Origin of the sequence: Achromobacter sp. MYb9, from assembly GCF_002975275.1 — a bacterium.
In the GTDB taxonomy this organism is placed as follows: Bacteria; Pseudomonadota; Gammaproteobacteria; order Burkholderiales; family Burkholderiaceae_B; genus Achromobacter.
In genome coordinates, this window is record NZ_PCOQ01000012.1 from 154,592 (window position 1) to 170,528 (window position 15,937).

At 65.1% G+C, this 15,937-nt stretch carries 14 protein-coding genes; 7 read left to right on the forward strand and 7 right to left on the reverse strand.

The features are described 5' to 3' along the window. Window positions 1–73: 73 nt before the first annotated feature. Complete coding sequence (locus CQ050_RS18400; protein WP_105558272.1) at window positions 74–1,120, reverse strand: TRAP transporter substrate-binding protein; 1,047 nt, start codon at window positions 1,118–1,120, stop codon at window positions 74–76. Between the two features lie 411 nt (window positions 1,121–1,531). After that, window positions 1,532–2,437, reverse strand: a complete 906-nt coding sequence (locus tag CQ050_RS18405; protein WP_105558273.1) for a LysR family transcriptional regulator — start codon at window positions 2,435–2,437, stop codon at window positions 1,532–1,534. A gap of 68 nt (window positions 2,438–2,505) precedes the next feature. Here CQ050_RS18405 and CQ050_RS18410 point away from each other — a divergent pair, with 68 nt between their 5' ends. Both CQ050_RS18410 and fabV read left to right on the forward strand, forming a co-directional pair. Then, complete coding sequence (locus CQ050_RS18410; protein WP_105558274.1) at window positions 2,506–3,483, forward strand: DMT family transporter; 978 nt, start codon at window positions 2,506–2,508, stop codon at window positions 3,481–3,483. Between the two features lie 146 nt (window positions 3,484–3,629). Beyond that, complete coding sequence (gene fabV, locus CQ050_RS18415; protein ID WP_105558296.1) at window positions 3,630–4,820, forward strand: enoyl-ACP reductase FabV; 1,191 nt, start codon at window positions 3,630–3,632, stop codon at window positions 4,818–4,820. A gap of 5 nt (window positions 4,821–4,825) precedes the next feature. On the opposite strand, the gene CQ050_RS18420 is transcribed toward fabV, so the two are convergent. The 3 genes from CQ050_RS18420 to CQ050_RS18430 form a co-directional block, all read right to left on the reverse strand. Further along, window positions 4,826–5,134, reverse strand: a complete 309-nt coding sequence (locus CQ050_RS18420; protein ID WP_105558275.1) for a hypothetical protein — start codon at window positions 5,132–5,134, stop codon at window positions 4,826–4,828. Window positions 5,135–5,243: 109 nt separating this feature from the next. After that, window positions 5,244–5,954 (reverse strand): phosphoserine phosphatase SerB, encoded by a 711-nt coding sequence (serB, locus tag CQ050_RS18425; protein ID WP_105558276.1) that lies wholly within the window; start codon window positions 5,952–5,954, stop codon window positions 5,244–5,246. Window positions 5,955–5,965: 11 nt separating this feature from the next. After that, the gene (locus CQ050_RS18430; protein WP_105558277.1) at window positions 5,966–6,874 is read right to left on the reverse strand and encodes a LysR substrate-binding domain-containing protein; all 909 of its coding nucleotides are present in this window, start codon (window positions 6,872–6,874) and stop codon (window positions 5,966–5,968) included. A 243-nt stretch (window positions 6,875–7,117) separates the two neighbouring features. On the opposite strand from CQ050_RS18430, the gene CQ050_RS18435 reads away from it, so the two are divergent. From CQ050_RS18435 to CQ050_RS18445, 3 genes are read left to right on the forward strand one after another with little or no spacing between them, the layout of a single operon-like run. Further along, window positions 7,118–8,194, forward strand: a complete 1,077-nt coding sequence (locus CQ050_RS18435; RefSeq protein ID WP_105558278.1) for an ABC transporter ATP-binding protein — start codon at window positions 7,118–7,120, stop codon at window positions 8,192–8,194. A 13-nt stretch (window positions 8,195–8,207) separates the two neighbouring features. Continuing rightward, a complete protein-coding gene (locus tag CQ050_RS18440) occupies window positions 8,208–9,854 on the forward strand; it encodes an iron ABC transporter permease (protein WP_105558279.1) in 1,647 nt (548 codons plus the stop codon). A 24-nt stretch (window positions 9,855–9,878) separates the two neighbouring features. Next, window positions 9,879–10,862 (forward strand): ABC transporter substrate-binding protein, encoded by a 984-nt coding sequence (locus CQ050_RS18445; protein ID WP_105558280.1) that lies wholly within the window; start codon window positions 9,879–9,881, stop codon window positions 10,860–10,862. A gap of 31 nt (window positions 10,863–10,893) precedes the next feature. Here CQ050_RS18445 and CQ050_RS18450 read toward each other — a convergent pair whose 3' ends face one another. After that, window positions 10,894–11,571: an ABC transporter ATP-binding protein gene (locus CQ050_RS18450; RefSeq protein WP_199196858.1), complete on the reverse strand. Its 678-nt coding sequence runs from the start codon at window positions 11,569–11,571 to the stop codon at window positions 10,894–10,896. Between CQ050_RS18450 and CQ050_RS18455 the strand changes: the two genes are divergently transcribed. After that, on the forward strand, window positions 11,570–12,235 hold the full coding sequence (locus CQ050_RS18455; RefSeq protein WP_199196859.1) for an arylesterase: 666 nt from the start codon (window positions 11,570–11,572) through the stop codon (window positions 12,233–12,235). The genes CQ050_RS18450 and CQ050_RS18455 overlap by 2 nt on opposite strands. 32 nt (window positions 12,236–12,267) lie before the next feature. Here CQ050_RS18455 and CQ050_RS18460 read toward each other — a convergent pair whose 3' ends face one another. Beyond that, window positions 12,268–14,232 carry a SurA N-terminal domain-containing protein gene (locus tag CQ050_RS18460; RefSeq protein ID WP_105558282.1) on the reverse strand — a complete coding sequence of 655 codons (1,965 nt, stop codon included), beginning with the start codon at window positions 14,230–14,232 and terminating at the stop codon, window positions 12,268–12,270. Window positions 14,233–14,588: 356 nt separating this feature from the next. Between CQ050_RS18460 and CQ050_RS18465 the strand changes: the two genes are divergently transcribed. Continuing rightward, window positions 14,589–15,881 carry a M20/M25/M40 family metallo-hydrolase gene (locus CQ050_RS18465; RefSeq protein ID WP_105558283.1) on the forward strand — a complete coding sequence of 431 codons (1,293 nt, stop codon included), beginning with the start codon at window positions 14,589–14,591 and terminating at the stop codon, window positions 15,879–15,881. The last annotated feature ends 56 nt before the right edge of the window (window positions 15,882–15,937 follow it).

Consider the following 15,937-nt stretch of genomic DNA (forward strand, 5'->3'; position numbering starts at 1 on the left):
CCTCTGCGGGCAACGCCCGTAATGACAAGCCGAGCCACGCGCCGCCGCGCAAGGCGGCGGCGCGCGTCGGCGCTTACTTGCTGGCGGTCAGGCCCAGCGTCTTGCCGATGGTGGCGTTGAAGTCCTTGACGCATTGCGCCGAGCAACGCGCGGCCCACTTGGGCAGCACAGATTCCTGGGCCACCTTCTTCAGCAACGCGCGATCGGCGTCGGAGGGTTCGACCAGGACCATCTTGCCCTTGACCGGGAACGGGCACGCGGCGGCGCCGGTGTTGCAGTCATAGCCTTCTTGCGTCTGGCGCGCGGCACCTTCCCAGATGTTGTCGACCAGCGTCTTCACGTTGGCTTGCAGGAACGTGCGCACGGCGGGGTCGAGCTTGTCCCAGGCCTTCTGATTGACGGCGTGGATCTGCTGGTTCCAGTTGATCGGCAATGCGACCAGATGGGTCGACACTTCGTACCACTTGGCCGAATAGCCCGACAGCGAACCCGTGATCGCGCAGTCGACCACCTTGTTCTGCAGGGCCGGAACCACTTCACCGAACGCCATCGTGACGCTGGAACCGCCCAGCGCTTCCACGAATTCCGCGGTGGTGCGGCTGCTGGTGCGCACCTTCTTGCCCTTGATGTCGGCCAGGCTCTTGATTTCTGCGTTGCAGAACAGCACTTGGGCGGGATAGGTCGAGATGCCCAACAGCTTGACGTTGTTGCCTTCGCCATACAGCTTGGCGTAGACGGGTTCGAACGCGTCGGTGACGGCGCGCGCGGTCTTGACGTCCGGCGCCAGGCCTGCCAGGTCGATCGCTTCGTTGATCGGGTTGTCGCTGGCGAAGTACGACAAGGTGGCCGTGCCAAACTCGACCACGCCTTGCGACATCAGACGCAGCAGCTCGGGGCCCTTCAGGCCCATTTCATTGAAGCCCTTGATGTCCGCCGTGACCTGCCCTTTGGACAACTCGGGGATGGTCTTGGTCCAGAACGGCTTTTCGTAGTCGTTGTAGGCAGTCAGGTTGGACAGGCCTCCCACGACCTTCAACTGGGTTTTGGGCAGATCTTGCGCGTGGACGGCGCCGGCAAGCATGCTGGCGGCGACGGCGGCGAAAACAAGAGACTTCTTCATGGACAAAACTCCTGGCTGGCGGGATGGTCTGTCGCGCGCGGGATCCCGTTACCCTGATCGCACGCGGTTAGGAATTCGGGACTCAGGGACGGGAGTCGGACACGTGGCGCGGCGAACCGGCCGCTGCGCGCGTCCAAGGCTGGAACGGATGCGTATTCATGCTTTTCCCCCGCGCTGTGTATCCAGGCGTTGCTTATTGGTGTGCCGCCATTGCATCGCCCGGGACGCCCAGCGTCCAATCGTATGTTCCGATATGGGGGTATAAATATTTCTTGGGTCTGGCGCGTGCGGCGCGGCAACAATTACGCAAACCGCCTATTGGCGCGGGTTTGCGGGCGATGGCGCACCAATTCAAGGCGCGCCACCGAAGCAGGAACGCGCCTGGCGGCGCGCGGCATCTGGGGAAAACACCTAGACGGGGATGCCGTCTTCCGCCTGCGCCGCGACCTTTTGCGCCATCTGCGCGATCACTTTGACCGCATGGCTGTCCGGCCCCTGCACCCAGGTGGCCGTGAAATTCAGCGCCGGCAACGGGTCGGCTTCGACGCGCAAGATACGCAATTCGCCGCGCGCCAGTTCCTTGCCCAGGAAAACCGGCGCGATCACGCTGGTGCCAATGCCGTCCTGCGTCATGCGCACCACCATCGACATCGACGCGCTGCCATACATGCGCGGCGCGGCCACGCCGGCACGCGTCAGCATGTCGCGCACGAAGCGGTACGGCGAGCTGTTCGACGGGTACGTGATGATCGGCAGCTTGCCAATGCGTTGCAGCGTCAAGGGCTCCGGCCCCAGATCCAGCGTGGGGCTGGCCACCCAGGCCAGCGGATAGGTACACAGCGGCAGGTTCTCGACCCGTGCCTCAAGCACGGGCCCCATCAGAAAGGCCAGGTCGATCTGCCGCGACATCAGATGCGAGCGCAGCACATGGGTGGTATCCACCTCGATCTCGAGCACCAGCGCCGGATAGGTCGTGTGGATCAGTTCGATCAAGGTAGGCAGCCAGGTCTGCACGATGGTTTCGGCCACGCCGATGCGCACCGTGCCCATCATGACGTTCTGTTCGCGCGCGGCCTCGAACATGTCGCGCCGCACCTGCAGCATGCGCTCGGCATGCGACAGCAGTTCATGGCCTTTGGCCGTCAGTTTGACGCCCCGCGCATCGCGCTCGAAGAGCAGCACGCCCAGATCGGCTTCCAGCGACGCGATGCGCTGAGAGACTGCGGGCTGCGTGGTATTGAGCTTTTCCGACGCGGCGCGAAAGCTGCCCAGCGTGGCGACCCAGAAAAAAGTTTCGATGTTGCGTAGTTCTATCATTGGCCTGTTCCCCCGGCGGGATGAGCGTATCATGGCAGCCGCCCGTTTCCCCCATTAGGAGCCCGTCCATGCCCCCGGCCGATCACGGTCGCCCGCAACCCGCCGCCTCGTCCGCCTCTCGCGGGCCGCTCGTCGGCATTCTGTTGCTGGTGTTATCGATGTGGACGCTGTCCTGCCTGGACGCCAGCGGAAAATGGGTGATGAACGCGGGCGTGCCGCTGCTGGTGCTGTCGTGGTTCCGTTATGTCGTGCATCTGGTGCTGGTGCTGGCGCTGGTTTTGCCCGCCCGCGGCGTGGGCGTGCTGCGCAGCAAACGCCCCCGTGAACAGCTGATCCGCGGCGGCTCGATGTTCCTGGCCACGCTGATGTTCTTCACGACGCTCAGCTACATCCCGCAGGCCGAAGCCACGGCCATCAACTTCCTGGCTCCCCTGCTGGTGTTGTCGCTGGCGCCCTGGATTCTGAAAGAACCCGCCCGTCTGTCGCGTTTCGTCGCGGCGGGCATCGCGTTCATCGGCGTGATCATCGTCATCCGGCCGGGCGGCGGGCTGCACCCGATGGGCACCGTCTTCGGTCTGTTGACGGCCTGTTGCTTCGCCGCCCAGTTCATCGCCACGCGGCGGGTGGCGGGCGACGATCCGTTCACCTCGCTGATCTGGAGCGGCGCGGTGGGCACGGCCTGCCTGACGCTGTCCCTGCCCTTCGTGCTGCCGGCCGCCCTGCCCGTGCTGCAATCGCTGTCGGCCTTCGATTGGTTCCTGCTGATCTCGACCGGCGTCACCGGCGGCGTGGGCCACCTGTTCCAGATCGCCGCCTATCGACGCGCGCCAGCTTCGACGCTGGCGCCGTTCATCTATCTGCAGATCATCAGCGCCACGTCCGTGGGCTGGCTGGTCTGGGGCCATTTCCCGGATCCGCTGACCTGGCTGGGCATCGCGATCATCTGCGCCAGCGGCATCGGTATCGGTCTGGTCGAATGGCGCCGGGGTCCCGCCCGCGGCGCCGCCCCGGCAGCGGCCGCCTCTGCGAAAACCGGCGCGCGCTGATCGGCAACGACGCGACCTACGCCTGCCCCGGCAGCGCGCCGGGGCCAGCTCCCTTACAATGTTGGTCGCTTTTTGCGCTTTCGCGCACCGGTCGCGCCGGCATCCGGCATTCCCCAGCATTTCGCACTTCCCCGAACGAGGTCTTCATGATCATCAAGCCCCGCGTGCGCGGTTTCATCTGCGTCACCACCCACCCCGTCGGCTGCGAGGCCAACGTGAAGAACCAGATCGACTACGTCAAGGCGCAAGGCCCGATCGCTGGCGGCCCCAAACGCGTGCTGGTGCTGGGCGCCTCGACGGGCTATGGCCTGGCAGCCCGTATCAGCGCGGCGTTCGGCTGTGGCGCGCAGACGCTGGGGGTGTTCTACGAACGCCCCGCCGACGCCGCCAAACCGGGCACGCCCGGCTGGTACAACTCGGCGGCCTTCCACAAGGCCGCAGAAGCCGAAGGCCTGTACGCCAAGAGCATCAACGGCGACGCGTTCTCCGACGAAATCAAGCAAAAGACCATTGCCGCCATCAAGGCGGACCTGGGCCAGGTCGACCAGGTGATCTACAGCCTGGCCGCCCCGCGCCGCACGCACCCCAGGACGGGCCAAGTGTTCAATTCGACACTGAAACCGATCGGCAAGGCCGTGAACCTGCGCGGCCTGGACACCGATCGCGAAGTCGTCAAGGAATCGGTGCTTGAACCAGCCACGCAAGCCGAGATCGACGCCACGATCGCCGTCATGGGCGGTGAAGACTGGCAGATGTGGATCGACGCGCTGCTGGAAGCCGGCGTGCTCGCCGAAGGCGCCACCACCACCGCCTTCACCTATCTGGGCGAAAGGATCACGCACGACATCTATTGGAACGGCTCGATCGGCGCGGCCAAAAAGGACCTGGACGAAAAGGTGCTGGACATCCGCGCCAAGCTGGCGGCGCGAGGCGGCGACGCCCGGGTTTCGGTGCTGAAGGCCGTCGTCACGCAGGCGAGTTCGGCGATTCCGATGATGCCGCTGTACCTGTCGCTGCTGTTCAAGGTCATGAAGGCGGCGGGCACCCACGAAGGCTGCATCGAACAGGTCCATGGCCTGTACAAAGACAGCCTGTGCAGCGCCACGCCGATCCTTGACGCCGACGGCCGCTTGCGCACCGACTACAAGGAACTGGATCCGCACGTGCAGGCCCAGGTGCAGGCCTTGTGGGGCCAGGTCACCAGCGACAATATCTACGAACTGACCGATTTCGCCGGCTACAAGCAGGACTTCCTGCGCCTGTTTGGCTTCGAAATCGATGGCGTGGACTACGAGGCCGATGTGGACCCGGCCGTGGAAATCCGCGGCCTGATCTGATCGGCCTATAGGTAATCGAGGGTCACGATGCGGTATTGCCGGTCCGGACCGCCGTTGCGGTCCGCCACCGGCGGCAACGCCTTCGAGCTGACCTTGACGATGTTTGCGGCGGGAATGGCCTTGCGACCGTCCGATCCCTCGCAACTGACCTTCGGCACCGGCGCCGCAGCGGAACGCCCTTCCATCTGGACCTGGCATCCCGCCGGCTCCACGATGGCGCCCGAAAATCGAATCGTGCCATCATGGGCGCTGGCCATCGAAGGCGCCAGCAACGACACAAAAGACAACGCAAGCAGTGAATTGCGAACGGTCATGACGCCTCCAAGGCGTTGGCGGATCCAGAAGGCGAGCTTGCCTTCCGATCTGATAACGGCGTCGTCCTGCAGAACCTTAAATCCACCGGCAGGTCCCGTCGCGCCACCACTACGCAAACAATTCCAGCAACCTGTCCAGCCCGCCGTGGTCGATCGACACGTTCACCTCGCGGCGAACCGCCGGCTTGGCGTGGTAGCCCACCGACAGACCGGCGGCACGCATCATCGGCAGATCGTTCGCGCCATCGCCCACCGCAATCGCACGCTCGGGGCCGACGCCTAACGCCGCACAAACGTCCACCAGTTTGCGGCGCTTTTCTTCGCCATCGCAGAGATCGCCCCACTCCTGTGGCAGCAGCCGCCCCGTCAATTGGCCATCGACCACTTCCAGCACATTGGCGCGCACATCGTCCACCCCCAGTCGCACCCGCAGCCGGTCAGTAAAGCAAGTGAATCCGCCGGTCACCAGCAAACACGTCAGCCCCGCGGCCTTGCACGCCTTGATCAGTGTTTCGGCGCCCGGATTGATCTTGACGCGTTGTTCGTAGACCGTGTCCAGCAGGGTTTCGGGCATTCCGGCCAGCAAGGCCACGCGCTCGCGCAGACTTTGTTTGTAGTCCGCGATGTCGCCGCGCATGGCTGCCTCGGTCAGCGCCGCGACGTCGGCTTTCTTGCCCATCAAGTCGGCCATTTCATCCAGCGTCTCGATCGAAATAAGCGTGGAATCCATGTCGAACGCGATGACGCGGTAATCGGAAAGCGCCAGCGGAGGCGCAATGCCGCGCCATTGCAGGCCGGGGGTCGTCAAGAATGGGGGCATCGAAATCCTATTTATCCGGGATGAGGCAAGCCGTGCTGCTGCGCGCACAGCCAGGCGATGAAAAGTTGCGCCGGCACCGCCGCGGGACCGTCCTGCCGGTACAGGGCGTGAATGCCGGCATTGGGCAGCTGCGGTTGCGCGAACAACGGCCGCAGGCGATCGGCGCGGATGTCGTCTTCCAACAGGCTCCATGGCGCCAGGGCAATACCCAGGTCGTTCATGGCCGCCTGCATGCACAGGAACTGATGATCGAACACGGGACCGGGCAACTGCGCCGGCACGTCCACCTTGGCCAGCGCGAACCAGCGCGGCCAGTGGTCCATGCCGCCCGATATCTTCAAGAGAGGATGGCCCAGGCAGTCCGCCGGCGCGGCCAGCCGGTTGCGCTCGATGAAGCGCGGCGACGCCACGGGCAGATGAAAATCATCCAGGCAGTGCACGCAGGCCAGGTCGGACTGCGCCATGAAACCGTGCCGTATCAATACGTCGGCGCCGGAATCGCCGCCTCGGTCCAGGAACGGGCGAGCCTGCGTGCTCAGTTGCACGTCGATCCCCGGATGGCGGACCTGGAAGGCCGATAGCCGCGGGATCAACCATTTCATGGTCAGCGACGGCGTGGCGCAGACGCGCAGCACACCGCCGTAGGCCGGCGACTTCAGCTTGGCGGTCGCCGCGGCGATGCGTTCAAGGCTTGCCTGCACTTCCGGAAAATACGCCTGGGCACACGGCAACAACGCCACGCCGCGCGCTTCGCGGGCGAACAGCGGCTGGCCCACATACTCTTCAAGAATGCGGATCTGCTGGCTGACGGCGCTATGCGTAATGCTGAGCTCGTCGGCGGCCGCCGTGAAACTGCGCAGCCGCGCCGCGGCTTCGAAGACGCGCAGGGCTTTCAACGGCGGCAGGCTCTGCCCCGCCATGTCAGCGGACGCCGGCCCGGCCGCCGGCCAGGCGCAAGACTGTGCTGCTCTTTCCCACGTTTACCCTTGTTATTGACTTATCGGCGGCGCGGCTATCGCCAGCGCCCACGCTGTTCAGCGGCATTCTAGGGGATAGCGGCGGCGCCGACCTCTTAGAAAATCTAACGCCATGCCTTAAAAAACACTGCTGGTCGCCGATCGGACGCATTCCTATGATGCCGGGAACCCAAGCAGGAACCACACATGGCATCGATCACGGTAGACGGCATCGTCAAGACTTTCGGCGGGCAGCAAGTGCTGCGCAATCTGTCGCTGCACATTCCCGACGGCGCGTTCTACACGCTGCTCGGGCCCAGCGGCTGCGGCAAGACCACGCTGCTGCGCTGCATCGCGGGCTTCTATGCCCCCGACGGCGGACGCCTGCTGTTCGACCAGGACGACGTGACCCACGTGTCGGCCCACCGCCGCGACATCGGCATGGTGTTCCAGGACTACGCACTGTTCCCCGACAAGACCGCCTTCGACAACGTGGCTTACGGCCTGCGCGCCCGTGGCGTGGCACGCGCCGAAACCACCCGTCGCGCAAACGAGGCGCTGGATAAAGTGGGATTGCTGGCGCTGGCCGACCGCTACCCCGCGCAGATGAGCGGCGGACAACGCCAGCGCGTGGCGCTGGCCCGCGCGCTGGTGATCCGGCCGCGCGTGCTGCTGATGGACGAACCGCTCTCCAACCTGGACGCGAAGATGCGTCTGCAAATGCGCGACGTCATCCTGGACCTGGTGCGTGAAGCCGGCATCACGACCGTGTTCGTCACGCACGACCAGGAAGAGGCACTGGCCATGTCCGACCGCATCGCCATCATGGACCACGGCAGCATTGCGCAGTTGGGCACGCCCGAAGAACTGTACGGCACGCCCGTCAACGCTTACGTGGCCGACTTCATTGGTTCGGCCAACGTGATTCCGGTGCCTGCGCGCACGGGCCTTGCAGGCGCGCCCGACAGCCATGTCCGCTATGAGCTTTGCGGCCTGGGATTCGATGGCGTGCGCGGCAGTGCGCAGCTGGACGCCAGCGGTGTGCTGATTGCGCGGCCCGAAGAACTGGCGCTGATGTCGCCTGCCCCCTACGTGCCGAACACGCTGCCGGGCAGAGTGCTGCGCCGCCAGTATCTGGGCTTCAAGACCGCCTATCGCATCGCCCTGGACAACGGCTCCGAGATCCGCGTCGAGCTGCATGCCGGCAACATGGTCGCGCAGTTCCAGCCCGGCGAAGCCGTGCAGGTGCTGATCCCGGCCGACAGCCGCGTCGTCAACGCCTGAGGACGCCCGCGCCATGAAAATCAAATGGTGGCCCTGGGGCATCCTGACCGCAATCAGCCTGGTCCTGCTGCTGTTCTTTGTGCTGTATCCACTGGGCGTACTGTTCGGCAACAGCGTCACCGGGCAGAACGGCGGCTTTTCGCTTGAGGGATTCAAGGCCCTGCTGGCAGACTCGCAATACCTGGAGGCCTTCGGCAACACGCTGATCCTGGGCCTGGCCGTGACGACCTGCACGGTGCTGGTGGGCGTGCCGTTCGCCTATATGGTGGCGCGCTATGACTTCCCGCTGAAGAACCTGGTGGCGATCTTGCCGGTGCTGACCATCGTGATCCCCGAGATCATCGTGGGCCAGTCGTGGCTGTTGGTCCTGGGCAATAACGGGCTGTTGACCAATCTGCTGGGCGACGCGGGCATCGCGCTGCCCTCTTTCTACGGCTGGACGGGCATGGTGTTTTCCATGACGCTCGTCTATTACACGTACATCTACCTGGGTGTGCTGGCCGCGCTGCGCGGCTTTGATGGGCAACTGGAAGAAGCCGGCCTGAGCCTGGGCACGCCGCCTTTCCTGACCAAGATTCGGGTGCTGGTGCCCGTGCTGCTGCCCGCGGTGCTGGTCAACGCGCTGGTGGTTTTCACGCTGGTCGTGGGCAACTTCGCGCTAGCGATGCTGCTGGGCAGCCGCGTGCCGCTGCTGTCGGTAATGACCTACAACACCTTCGTCAGCGAAATGGGGGGCAGCCCCACCCTGCAGAGCGCCATGTCGGTCGTGTCGATCGCGATCGTCGCCATCGTGCTCTTCTTCCAGAAGCGCGTGGTCGAACGCAAGGTCTACACCATGACGCAAGGCCGCGCGCCAGCGGCCGTGCGGGTGCGCTCGTGGACGGCCGCGCTGTACACCGGCGGCGTCGGCTTCGTGATCCTGCTGTCCATGTTGCCGCTCATCATCGTGTTCGTGGCGGCCTTCACCAAGACCAGCGGCCCCGTCATGCAATGGGGCCAGTGGTCGCTGGCCAGCATGCAGCGGGCCGTGCACGGCGCACCGGAACCCATCCTGAATTCGTTGAAGTTTGCCTCGCTGGCGACGGTGCTGGGCGTGGCGTTCGCCGTGCTGGTCAGCTACCTGACGATCAAGAAGCGCAGCGCCTTCACGCAAGTGCTGGACTACATCGTGGTGCTGCCGCTGACGATCTCGGGCACGGTGCTGGGCATTGCGCTGGTGCAGACGTTCAACACCGGCTGGCTGGTGCTGGCAGGCACATCCGGCATCATGGTGCTGTGCTACACCGTGCGCCGCCTGCCGTTCGCGGTGCGCAACGCCTCGTCGGTGCTGTTCAACATCCCGGACTCGATCGAAGAGGCCTCCATCAGCCTGGGCGTATCCCCGTTGATGACGTTCTTCAAAGTGATCCTGCCCGCCATGAAGGCGTCGATCATTTCGGCCGCCATCCTGATGTGGCTCACCACCATCTCGGAACTCTCCGCGTCGATCGTCGCCTACAGCGGCGGCCTGGAAACCATGCCGATCGCCATCTTCCGCCAGGTCGACGGCGGCCGGCTGGGCATGGCCTCGGCCTACGGCGCCGCGCTGGTCACGGTGATCGTGCTGCCCATCATCGTGTCGGTCAAGGCATTCCGCATCAAGCTGTTTTCCGGCAAATAACCCCCCTCGATCCAAAGGCTAGCCATGCAACTCAAGCACCTGATACGCACCAGTGTCCTGACCGCCGCCCTGGCGTCGGGCGCCGCGCACGCCCAGAACGTCGTGCTGTATTCGTCCAACAATACGGAAACCATCGAAACCGCGCTGGAAGCGGTAAAGAAGACAAGCCCCAAGCTGAACGTGCAGCCCGTCACCGGCGGCACCGGCACGATGATGAAGCGCATCGAGGCCGAGTCGCAGAATCCGCGCGGCGACCTGTTCTGGAGCGGTGGTTTCGGCACCTTGGGCGCCTATCGCCAGCACCTTCAGCCCTACCGCCCGGCCGACCTGGACAAGATCCCGGCCGAGTTCCGCGGGCCGGACGACCTGTGGGTCGGCACGAACGTGCACGTCATGGTGATGATGGTCAACGAGCGCCAATTGAAGGGGCTGCCGGCGCCGGCCACCTGGTCAGACCTGATGCAGCCGCAGTGGAAGAACAAGTTCGCCATTACCGACCCCGCCAAGAGCGGCACGGCCTACATGCTGGTCTATGGCCTGTACAAGCAGTTTGGCCAGGCTGGCCTGGACAAAATCGCCGCCAACGCGGTCGTGACCGCCTCGTCTGGCACCACCTACAAGGGCGTGGCGGCCGGCGAATACGCCGTGGGCATGACGCTGGAATACGCCGCGCAGGAATACGTGGCCGGTGGGCAGAAGGAGATCAAGCTCGTCTACCCCAGCGAAGGCAGCTATCTGGCGCCGGAAGGGATGTTCATCATCAAGGGCGCGAAAAACCTGGATGCGGCCAAGGCGCTGTACGACGGCCTGCTGAGCAAGGCGTCGCAAGAAGCGCAGTTGGTGAAGAACTTCCGCCGCCCGACCCGCACCGACGTGGCCGTGGCCAGCCTGACCACCCTGCCCGATCTGTCCACGGTCAAGATCTTCCCGGTCAGCCAGGAAGCCGCCGCCACCGAGTATGAATCCGTGGTCGCGGCATGGAACCAGGCGGTCGCCAAAGCGAAATGACCGGCGGGTACGCCGATCTGGCCGGGGCGTCTCAGGCGCCCTGGACCATCCGGCCGGCGGCCAGCACCAGTTGACGCCCGCAACGCGCGGCCAGCTGCGGGTCGTGCGTCACCAGCACCAGGGTGGTGCCGTGTTCGCGGTGCAGATCGAACATCAGGTCAATGACCGTGACGCCCGTCGCGGCATCCAGGCTGCCGGTGGGCTCGTCGGCGAACAGCAGGTCGGGCCGCACCACGAAGGCGCGCGCCAGCGACACCCGCTGCTGTTCGCCGCCTGACAACGTCCGAGGGTAATGGTGCAACCGGGCGCCCAGGCCCACGCGCTCCAGCATGGCTTGCGCGGGTTCGCGGGCGGATTGCCCGGCCAGTTCCAGCGGCAACATCACGTTCTCCAGCGCGGTCAGGTTCGGCAGCAACTGGAACGACTGGAACACGAACCCCACATGATTGGCGCGCAACCGCGCACGGCCGTCCTCGTCAAGCGCGAACAGGTCCTGCCCGGCCAGGTGTACGCTGCCCATGCTGGGAACATCCAGCCCGGCCAGCAGTCCCAACAGGGTCGACTTGCCCGATCCGGAACTTCCGGTGATGGCCACGGCACTTCCGGCCGCCACCGTAAAATCGATACCATCCAGGATGGACAGCGTCCCGCCGGCATCGGCCACCCGCTTGCCCAGCCCTTTCACTTCGATCGAATTCTTGCTATCCATGCGCCTATTTTCCCGTCTGCGTCTTACATCCGCCCTGGCGAAAACCACCCTGGCAGCCGCCGTCATGGCGTCCCCCGCCCTCGCTCAGACCGCTGCGGCGGCCCAGGGTTCCGCGCCGCGCACCGTATTGGTGGTGGGTGACAGCCTGTCCGCCGAATACGGCATCAAGCGCGGCACGGGCTGGGTGCCCTTGCTGTCCGCCCGGGTTTCGGAACAATACCCCAAGTACCAGGTGATCAACGCCAGCATCAGCGGCGATACGACCAGCGGCGGCGTGGCTCGCCTGCCTGCGCTGTTGCGCCAACATGCGCCGGCGGTGGTGGTGCTGGAGCTGGGATCGAACGACGCCCTGCGTGGCCTGTCGCTGTCCATGACCGAACAGAACCTGCGCGCCATGGCCCAGGCTTCGCGCAAGGCGGATGCGCAGGTGCTGATCGTCGGCATGCAGATCCCGCCCAACTATGGCCGCGATTACACGCAGCGTTTCGCCCAACTGTTCCCGACGGTCGCCAAAGACGAAAACGCCCGGCTCGTGCCCTTCCTGATGGAAGGTATCGCAACGAACCGGGCGATGTTCCAGGCTGACGGCATCCATCCGAATGAGGATGCCCAGCCGCAATTGCTGGACAACGTGTGGCCGACGTTGCAGCCACTGTTGAACTAGGGCATTTTGGCGTTAAGGCCCTTTCTTGCTGATCAGCCTGCCGCCTGCGGCTGCTCGCCGCGGATGACTTCGGCGGCGCTGGGCAGCACTTGCACCTTGTACTGTTCACGCAGCATTTTCAGCAGCGCTTCGATTTCGGCTTGGCCCAGGCCGCCCGACAACTGCTGCGTCAGGCGGTCTTTGGCGGCGGCATCCACCGTGCCGGCTTCGACCTTTTCCAGGCGCACCAACGTGTAGTCGACGCCCGACTGCACGCCGGCATAGCCGGGCAACTGGGTGGCCGGCAGGCGCATCGCCGCGTCCACCACCGCTTGCGGCAAGTCCTTGGGATCCTGGCGCGACACGGTCACGGCCGCCGAGAAGCCTTCCGGCGCCGCCGACGGATTTGCCTTGTCGGCCGCCAGCGCGGCTTCACCGGCCTTCTTGGCGGCTTCGGCCGAACGTTCATCCAGCAGCTTGGCGCGGATGGTCTCGCTGACCTTGTCCAGCGCCGGCACGTGCGCCGGTTCCACGGCGGCCACGCGCACGGCCATCATGGTGGCAGGCGACAGTTCGATCACACCGGAGTTCTGCTTTTCGCGCAGCACGTCCGGCGAAAACAGCACCTGGCGCACGCGCGGGTTATCCAACAGCGCGGCGTCGGGACTGTCGGCGGCCGAGCCCGGACCGGCCTTATCGGCGGGCAGCAGGCCTTCGCGAGTCACGCCCGAGGCGGTGCGCAGCTTCAGGCCGACGGCATCGGCAGCGGGTTGCAGGCTGTCGCGCTGGTCATAGACCTGCTTGTTCAGCTGGCTGGCCATTTCCGAGAAGCGCACTGCGGCAAGCTGCTTGCGGACTTCGCCGGTGATCTGGTCCTTGACTTCGGCCAGCGGCTTGATGGCCGCGGGCTGGATCTCGGTAACCTTCACGATGTGCAGGCCGGACGGGCTTTCCACCACGCCGGACACCTGGTCCTTGGCCTGGCCGAAAATCGCCTTTTCGAGCGGGCCGGTCAACATGCCCGGTGCCAGCCAGCCCAGGTCGCCGCCATTGGCAGCCGACCCGGCGTCTTGCGAATTCTTGCGGGCCAATTCGGCGAACTGCGCCGGATCAGCTGCGGCCTGGCGGGCCAGGTCGTCAGCCTTGATGCGAGCAGCCTTGCGGGCGTCTTCCGATGCGCCCGGGGCCAGTTCGATCATGATGTGGCTGGCGCGGCGGCGTTCGGGCTGGCCGAAGCGGTTCTTGTTCTGCTCGTAATAGGCCGTCAGGTCTTCGTCCTTGACCTGAATGCCTTGCGTGGCGGCGGCCTCGTCCAGCACCAGGTACTGCACCTGGACCTGCTCGGGGACCTGCAACTGCTGCTTGTTGGCGTCGTACCAAGCCTGGATGTCGGCCGGCGTGACGGTGACTTGCGAGCGGAAATCGGCAGCGGCGAAGCGGCGCGTTTGCACCGTGCGCTGCTGGGTCAATGCGGTTTCCAGCGATGCCACGACTTCGGTGGGCGCGCGCGACGACTGCCCGACGGGTTCCAGCACGCGTGCGACCGCCAGGTCGCGGCGCAGGCCGGCTTCGAACGAGGTCGGCGACATGCCCTGCGCTGCCAGCACCTGGCGATAGCGCTCGGGCGAGAAGCGGCCGTTGTCCTGCACTTCCGGAATGGCGGCAATGGTGTTGCGCAGCGTTTCGTCGGACACCGTGAAACGGTTGTCGACGGCGACGTTGGCCAGCAGGCGCTGATTGATCAGCTGATTGAGCAGGCTTTCACGCATCGCCGGCGTGTCGATCACGGCCGGGTCGAACTGCGCGCCCATGCGCTGACGGAACTGCTCCAGCTGGTTGCGGTGCGCCTGGTCAAATTCGGCACGCGAAATAGGTTGGCCGTCGACTGTCGCCAACTCAGGCTCTTGGCGCATGAAGCTGTCATAGCCTTGAATTCCGACCAGGAAGAAGGACGGCACAATCAGAATCAGCAGGATGAACTGCATCCAGCGCCGATGGCTGCGAATAAATTCGAACATGGAATCCCTGTTGCCGCGCTCCGGGGGTATCCACCCAGAGCCGCAAGAAAACGCATAAAAAAGGGCGAACTCGATTCGCCCATTCCCATACCGGTCATTACCGGATCAGCCGGCGGATTTTAGCATTACCCGCCCGTATGGGAGCTTCGGATTCTCTTCAAGTTCCCGGCGGGCCTTTCGACCTGTCCCCACTACATGGAAGGCGTGCGCCGTCAACCCGGGAAATCACCATTTTCGCGCTTCCCGCGCGCTCGTATCGTGACTTTCAGGAGCCGCGCGCCATTTGGCCTTGCGTCCCTGACGCCAGGCCGTTCCGGCCGGCGCCCCTTTCCCCCGCCACATAAAGGGTTCCCTCGATGCCGCTTACCTCTCCCCGCCTGCATGTTCTGCGCGCTTGTGTCGCCCTGGCCTTCCTGGGCGGCGCGCACGCGGCGCTGGCCGCGCCCGTGGCCGCCGTGCACGAAGCCGCGAAGGGCCAGCAACAGGCAATGCTCGACACCATGCGGGATTTGGTCAACATCGAGTCCGGCAGCAAGGACGTCGAAGGCGTGGAACGCATCGCCGACCTGATCCGCGACCGCCTGAAGGCGCTGGGCGGCACGGTCGAGATCCTGCCGGCCACCGATGTCTTCCGGCTGGACGACACCCCGGAAAAGGTCGGCCCGATGGTCCATGCCGAATTCAAGGGAACCGGCACCAAGAAGATCATGCTGATCGCGCATATGGACACGGTGTATCGCAATGGCATGCTGAAAGACCAGCCGTTCCGGGTGGATGGCGACAAAGCCTACGGCCTGGGCATCGCCGACGACAAACACGGCGTCGCGACCATCATCCACACCCTGACCCTGCTTCAGAAACTGGGCTTTCGCGACTTCGGCACCATCACCGTGCTGATCAACGGCGACGAAGAGATCAGTTCGCCGGGCGCCCGCAGCACCATTACGAGGCTGGGCGCCGATCAGGACGCCGTCTTTTCGTTCGAAGGCGGCGGCGCCGAAGCCCGCCTGACCCTTGCCACCAGCGGCATCGGCGCCGCCTACCTGACCGTGCAAGGCAAGACCTCGCACGCCGGCGCCCGCCCCGAAGGCGGTGTCAACGCGCTATATGAACTGGCGCACCAGCTGCTGCAACTGGATAAGCTTTCGAAGCCCGAGGAAGGCCTGAAACTGAATTGGACCGTCGCCCAGGCGGGCACGAACCGCAACGTCATCCCCGGCCAGGCAACCGCCCAGGCCGATGCCCGCGCGCTGCGCGTGTCGGACTTCGACGCCCTGGCGCGCACCCTGGAAGAGCGCGTCCAGAAGAAACTGCTGCCCGAATCCAAGGTCTCGGTGAAGTTCGAAGTACGCCGGCCGCCCCTGGAGGCCACCGCCGCGTCCCGCGCCCTGGCCCAGCACGGTGTGCAGATCTATAAAGAGCTGGACCTGCCGATGAAAGTCGTCGACCGCGCCAGCGGCGGGGGCACGGACGCCGCGTTCGCCGCCCTGAAAGCCCGCGGCCCGGTCGTCGAAGGCATGGGCCTGAGCGGATTCGGCGCCCACTCCAACGATGCCGAGTACATCCAGATCAACAGCATCGTGCCGCGCCTGTACCTGGCAACCCGCATGATCATGGACGTATCGCAGGACAAAGCCGCGCTGAAGTGAGAGGGCCCCCACGCTGCGCTCGCTGCGCGAGCTTGCTGCCCCCCGAGGGGGCTGCG

Excerpts from the sequence above, each read along its gene's own strand:
- CQ050_RS18400 (WP_105558272.1), bottom strand. The coding sequence starts at position 1,120 with ATGAAGAAGTCTCTTGTTTTCGCCGCCGTCGCCGCCAGCATGCTTGCC.
- CQ050_RS18405 (WP_105558273.1), bottom strand. The coding sequence starts at position 2,437 with ATGATAGAACTACGCAACATCGAAACTTTTTTCTGGGTCGCCACGCTG.
- CQ050_RS18410 (WP_105558274.1), top strand. The coding sequence starts at position 2,506 with ATGCCCCCGGCCGATCACGGTCGCCCGCAACCCGCCGCCTCGTCCGCC.
- fabV (WP_105558296.1), top strand. The coding sequence starts at position 3,630 with ATGATCATCAAGCCCCGCGTGCGCGGTTTCATCTGCGTCACCACCCAC.
- CQ050_RS18420 (WP_105558275.1), bottom strand. The coding sequence starts at position 5,134 with ATGACCGTTCGCAATTCACTGCTTGCGTTGTCTTTTGTGTCGTTGCTG.
- serB (WP_105558276.1), bottom strand. The coding sequence starts at position 5,954 with ATGCCCCCATTCTTGACGACCCCCGGCCTGCAATGGCGCGGCATTGCG.
- CQ050_RS18430 (WP_105558277.1), bottom strand. The coding sequence starts at position 6,874 with ATGGCGGGGCAGAGCCTGCCGCCGTTGAAAGCCCTGCGCGTCTTCGAA.
- CQ050_RS18435 (WP_105558278.1), top strand. The coding sequence starts at position 7,118 with ATGGCATCGATCACGGTAGACGGCATCGTCAAGACTTTCGGCGGGCAG.
- CQ050_RS18440 (WP_105558279.1), top strand. The coding sequence starts at position 8,208 with ATGAAAATCAAATGGTGGCCCTGGGGCATCCTGACCGCAATCAGCCTG.
- CQ050_RS18445 (WP_105558280.1), top strand. The coding sequence starts at position 9,879 with ATGCAACTCAAGCACCTGATACGCACCAGTGTCCTGACCGCCGCCCTG.
- CQ050_RS18455 (WP_199196859.1), top strand. The coding sequence starts at position 11,570 with ATGCGCCTATTTTCCCGTCTGCGTCTTACATCCGCCCTGGCGAAAACC.
- CQ050_RS18450 (WP_199196858.1), bottom strand. The coding sequence starts at position 11,571 with ATGGATAGCAAGAATTCGATCGAAGTGAAAGGGCTGGGCAAGCGGGTG.
- CQ050_RS18460 (WP_105558282.1), bottom strand. The coding sequence starts at position 14,232 with ATGTTCGAATTTATTCGCAGCCATCGGCGCTGGATGCAGTTCATCCTG.
- CQ050_RS18465 (WP_105558283.1), top strand. The coding sequence starts at position 14,589 with ATGCCGCTTACCTCTCCCCGCCTGCATGTTCTGCGCGCTTGTGTCGCC.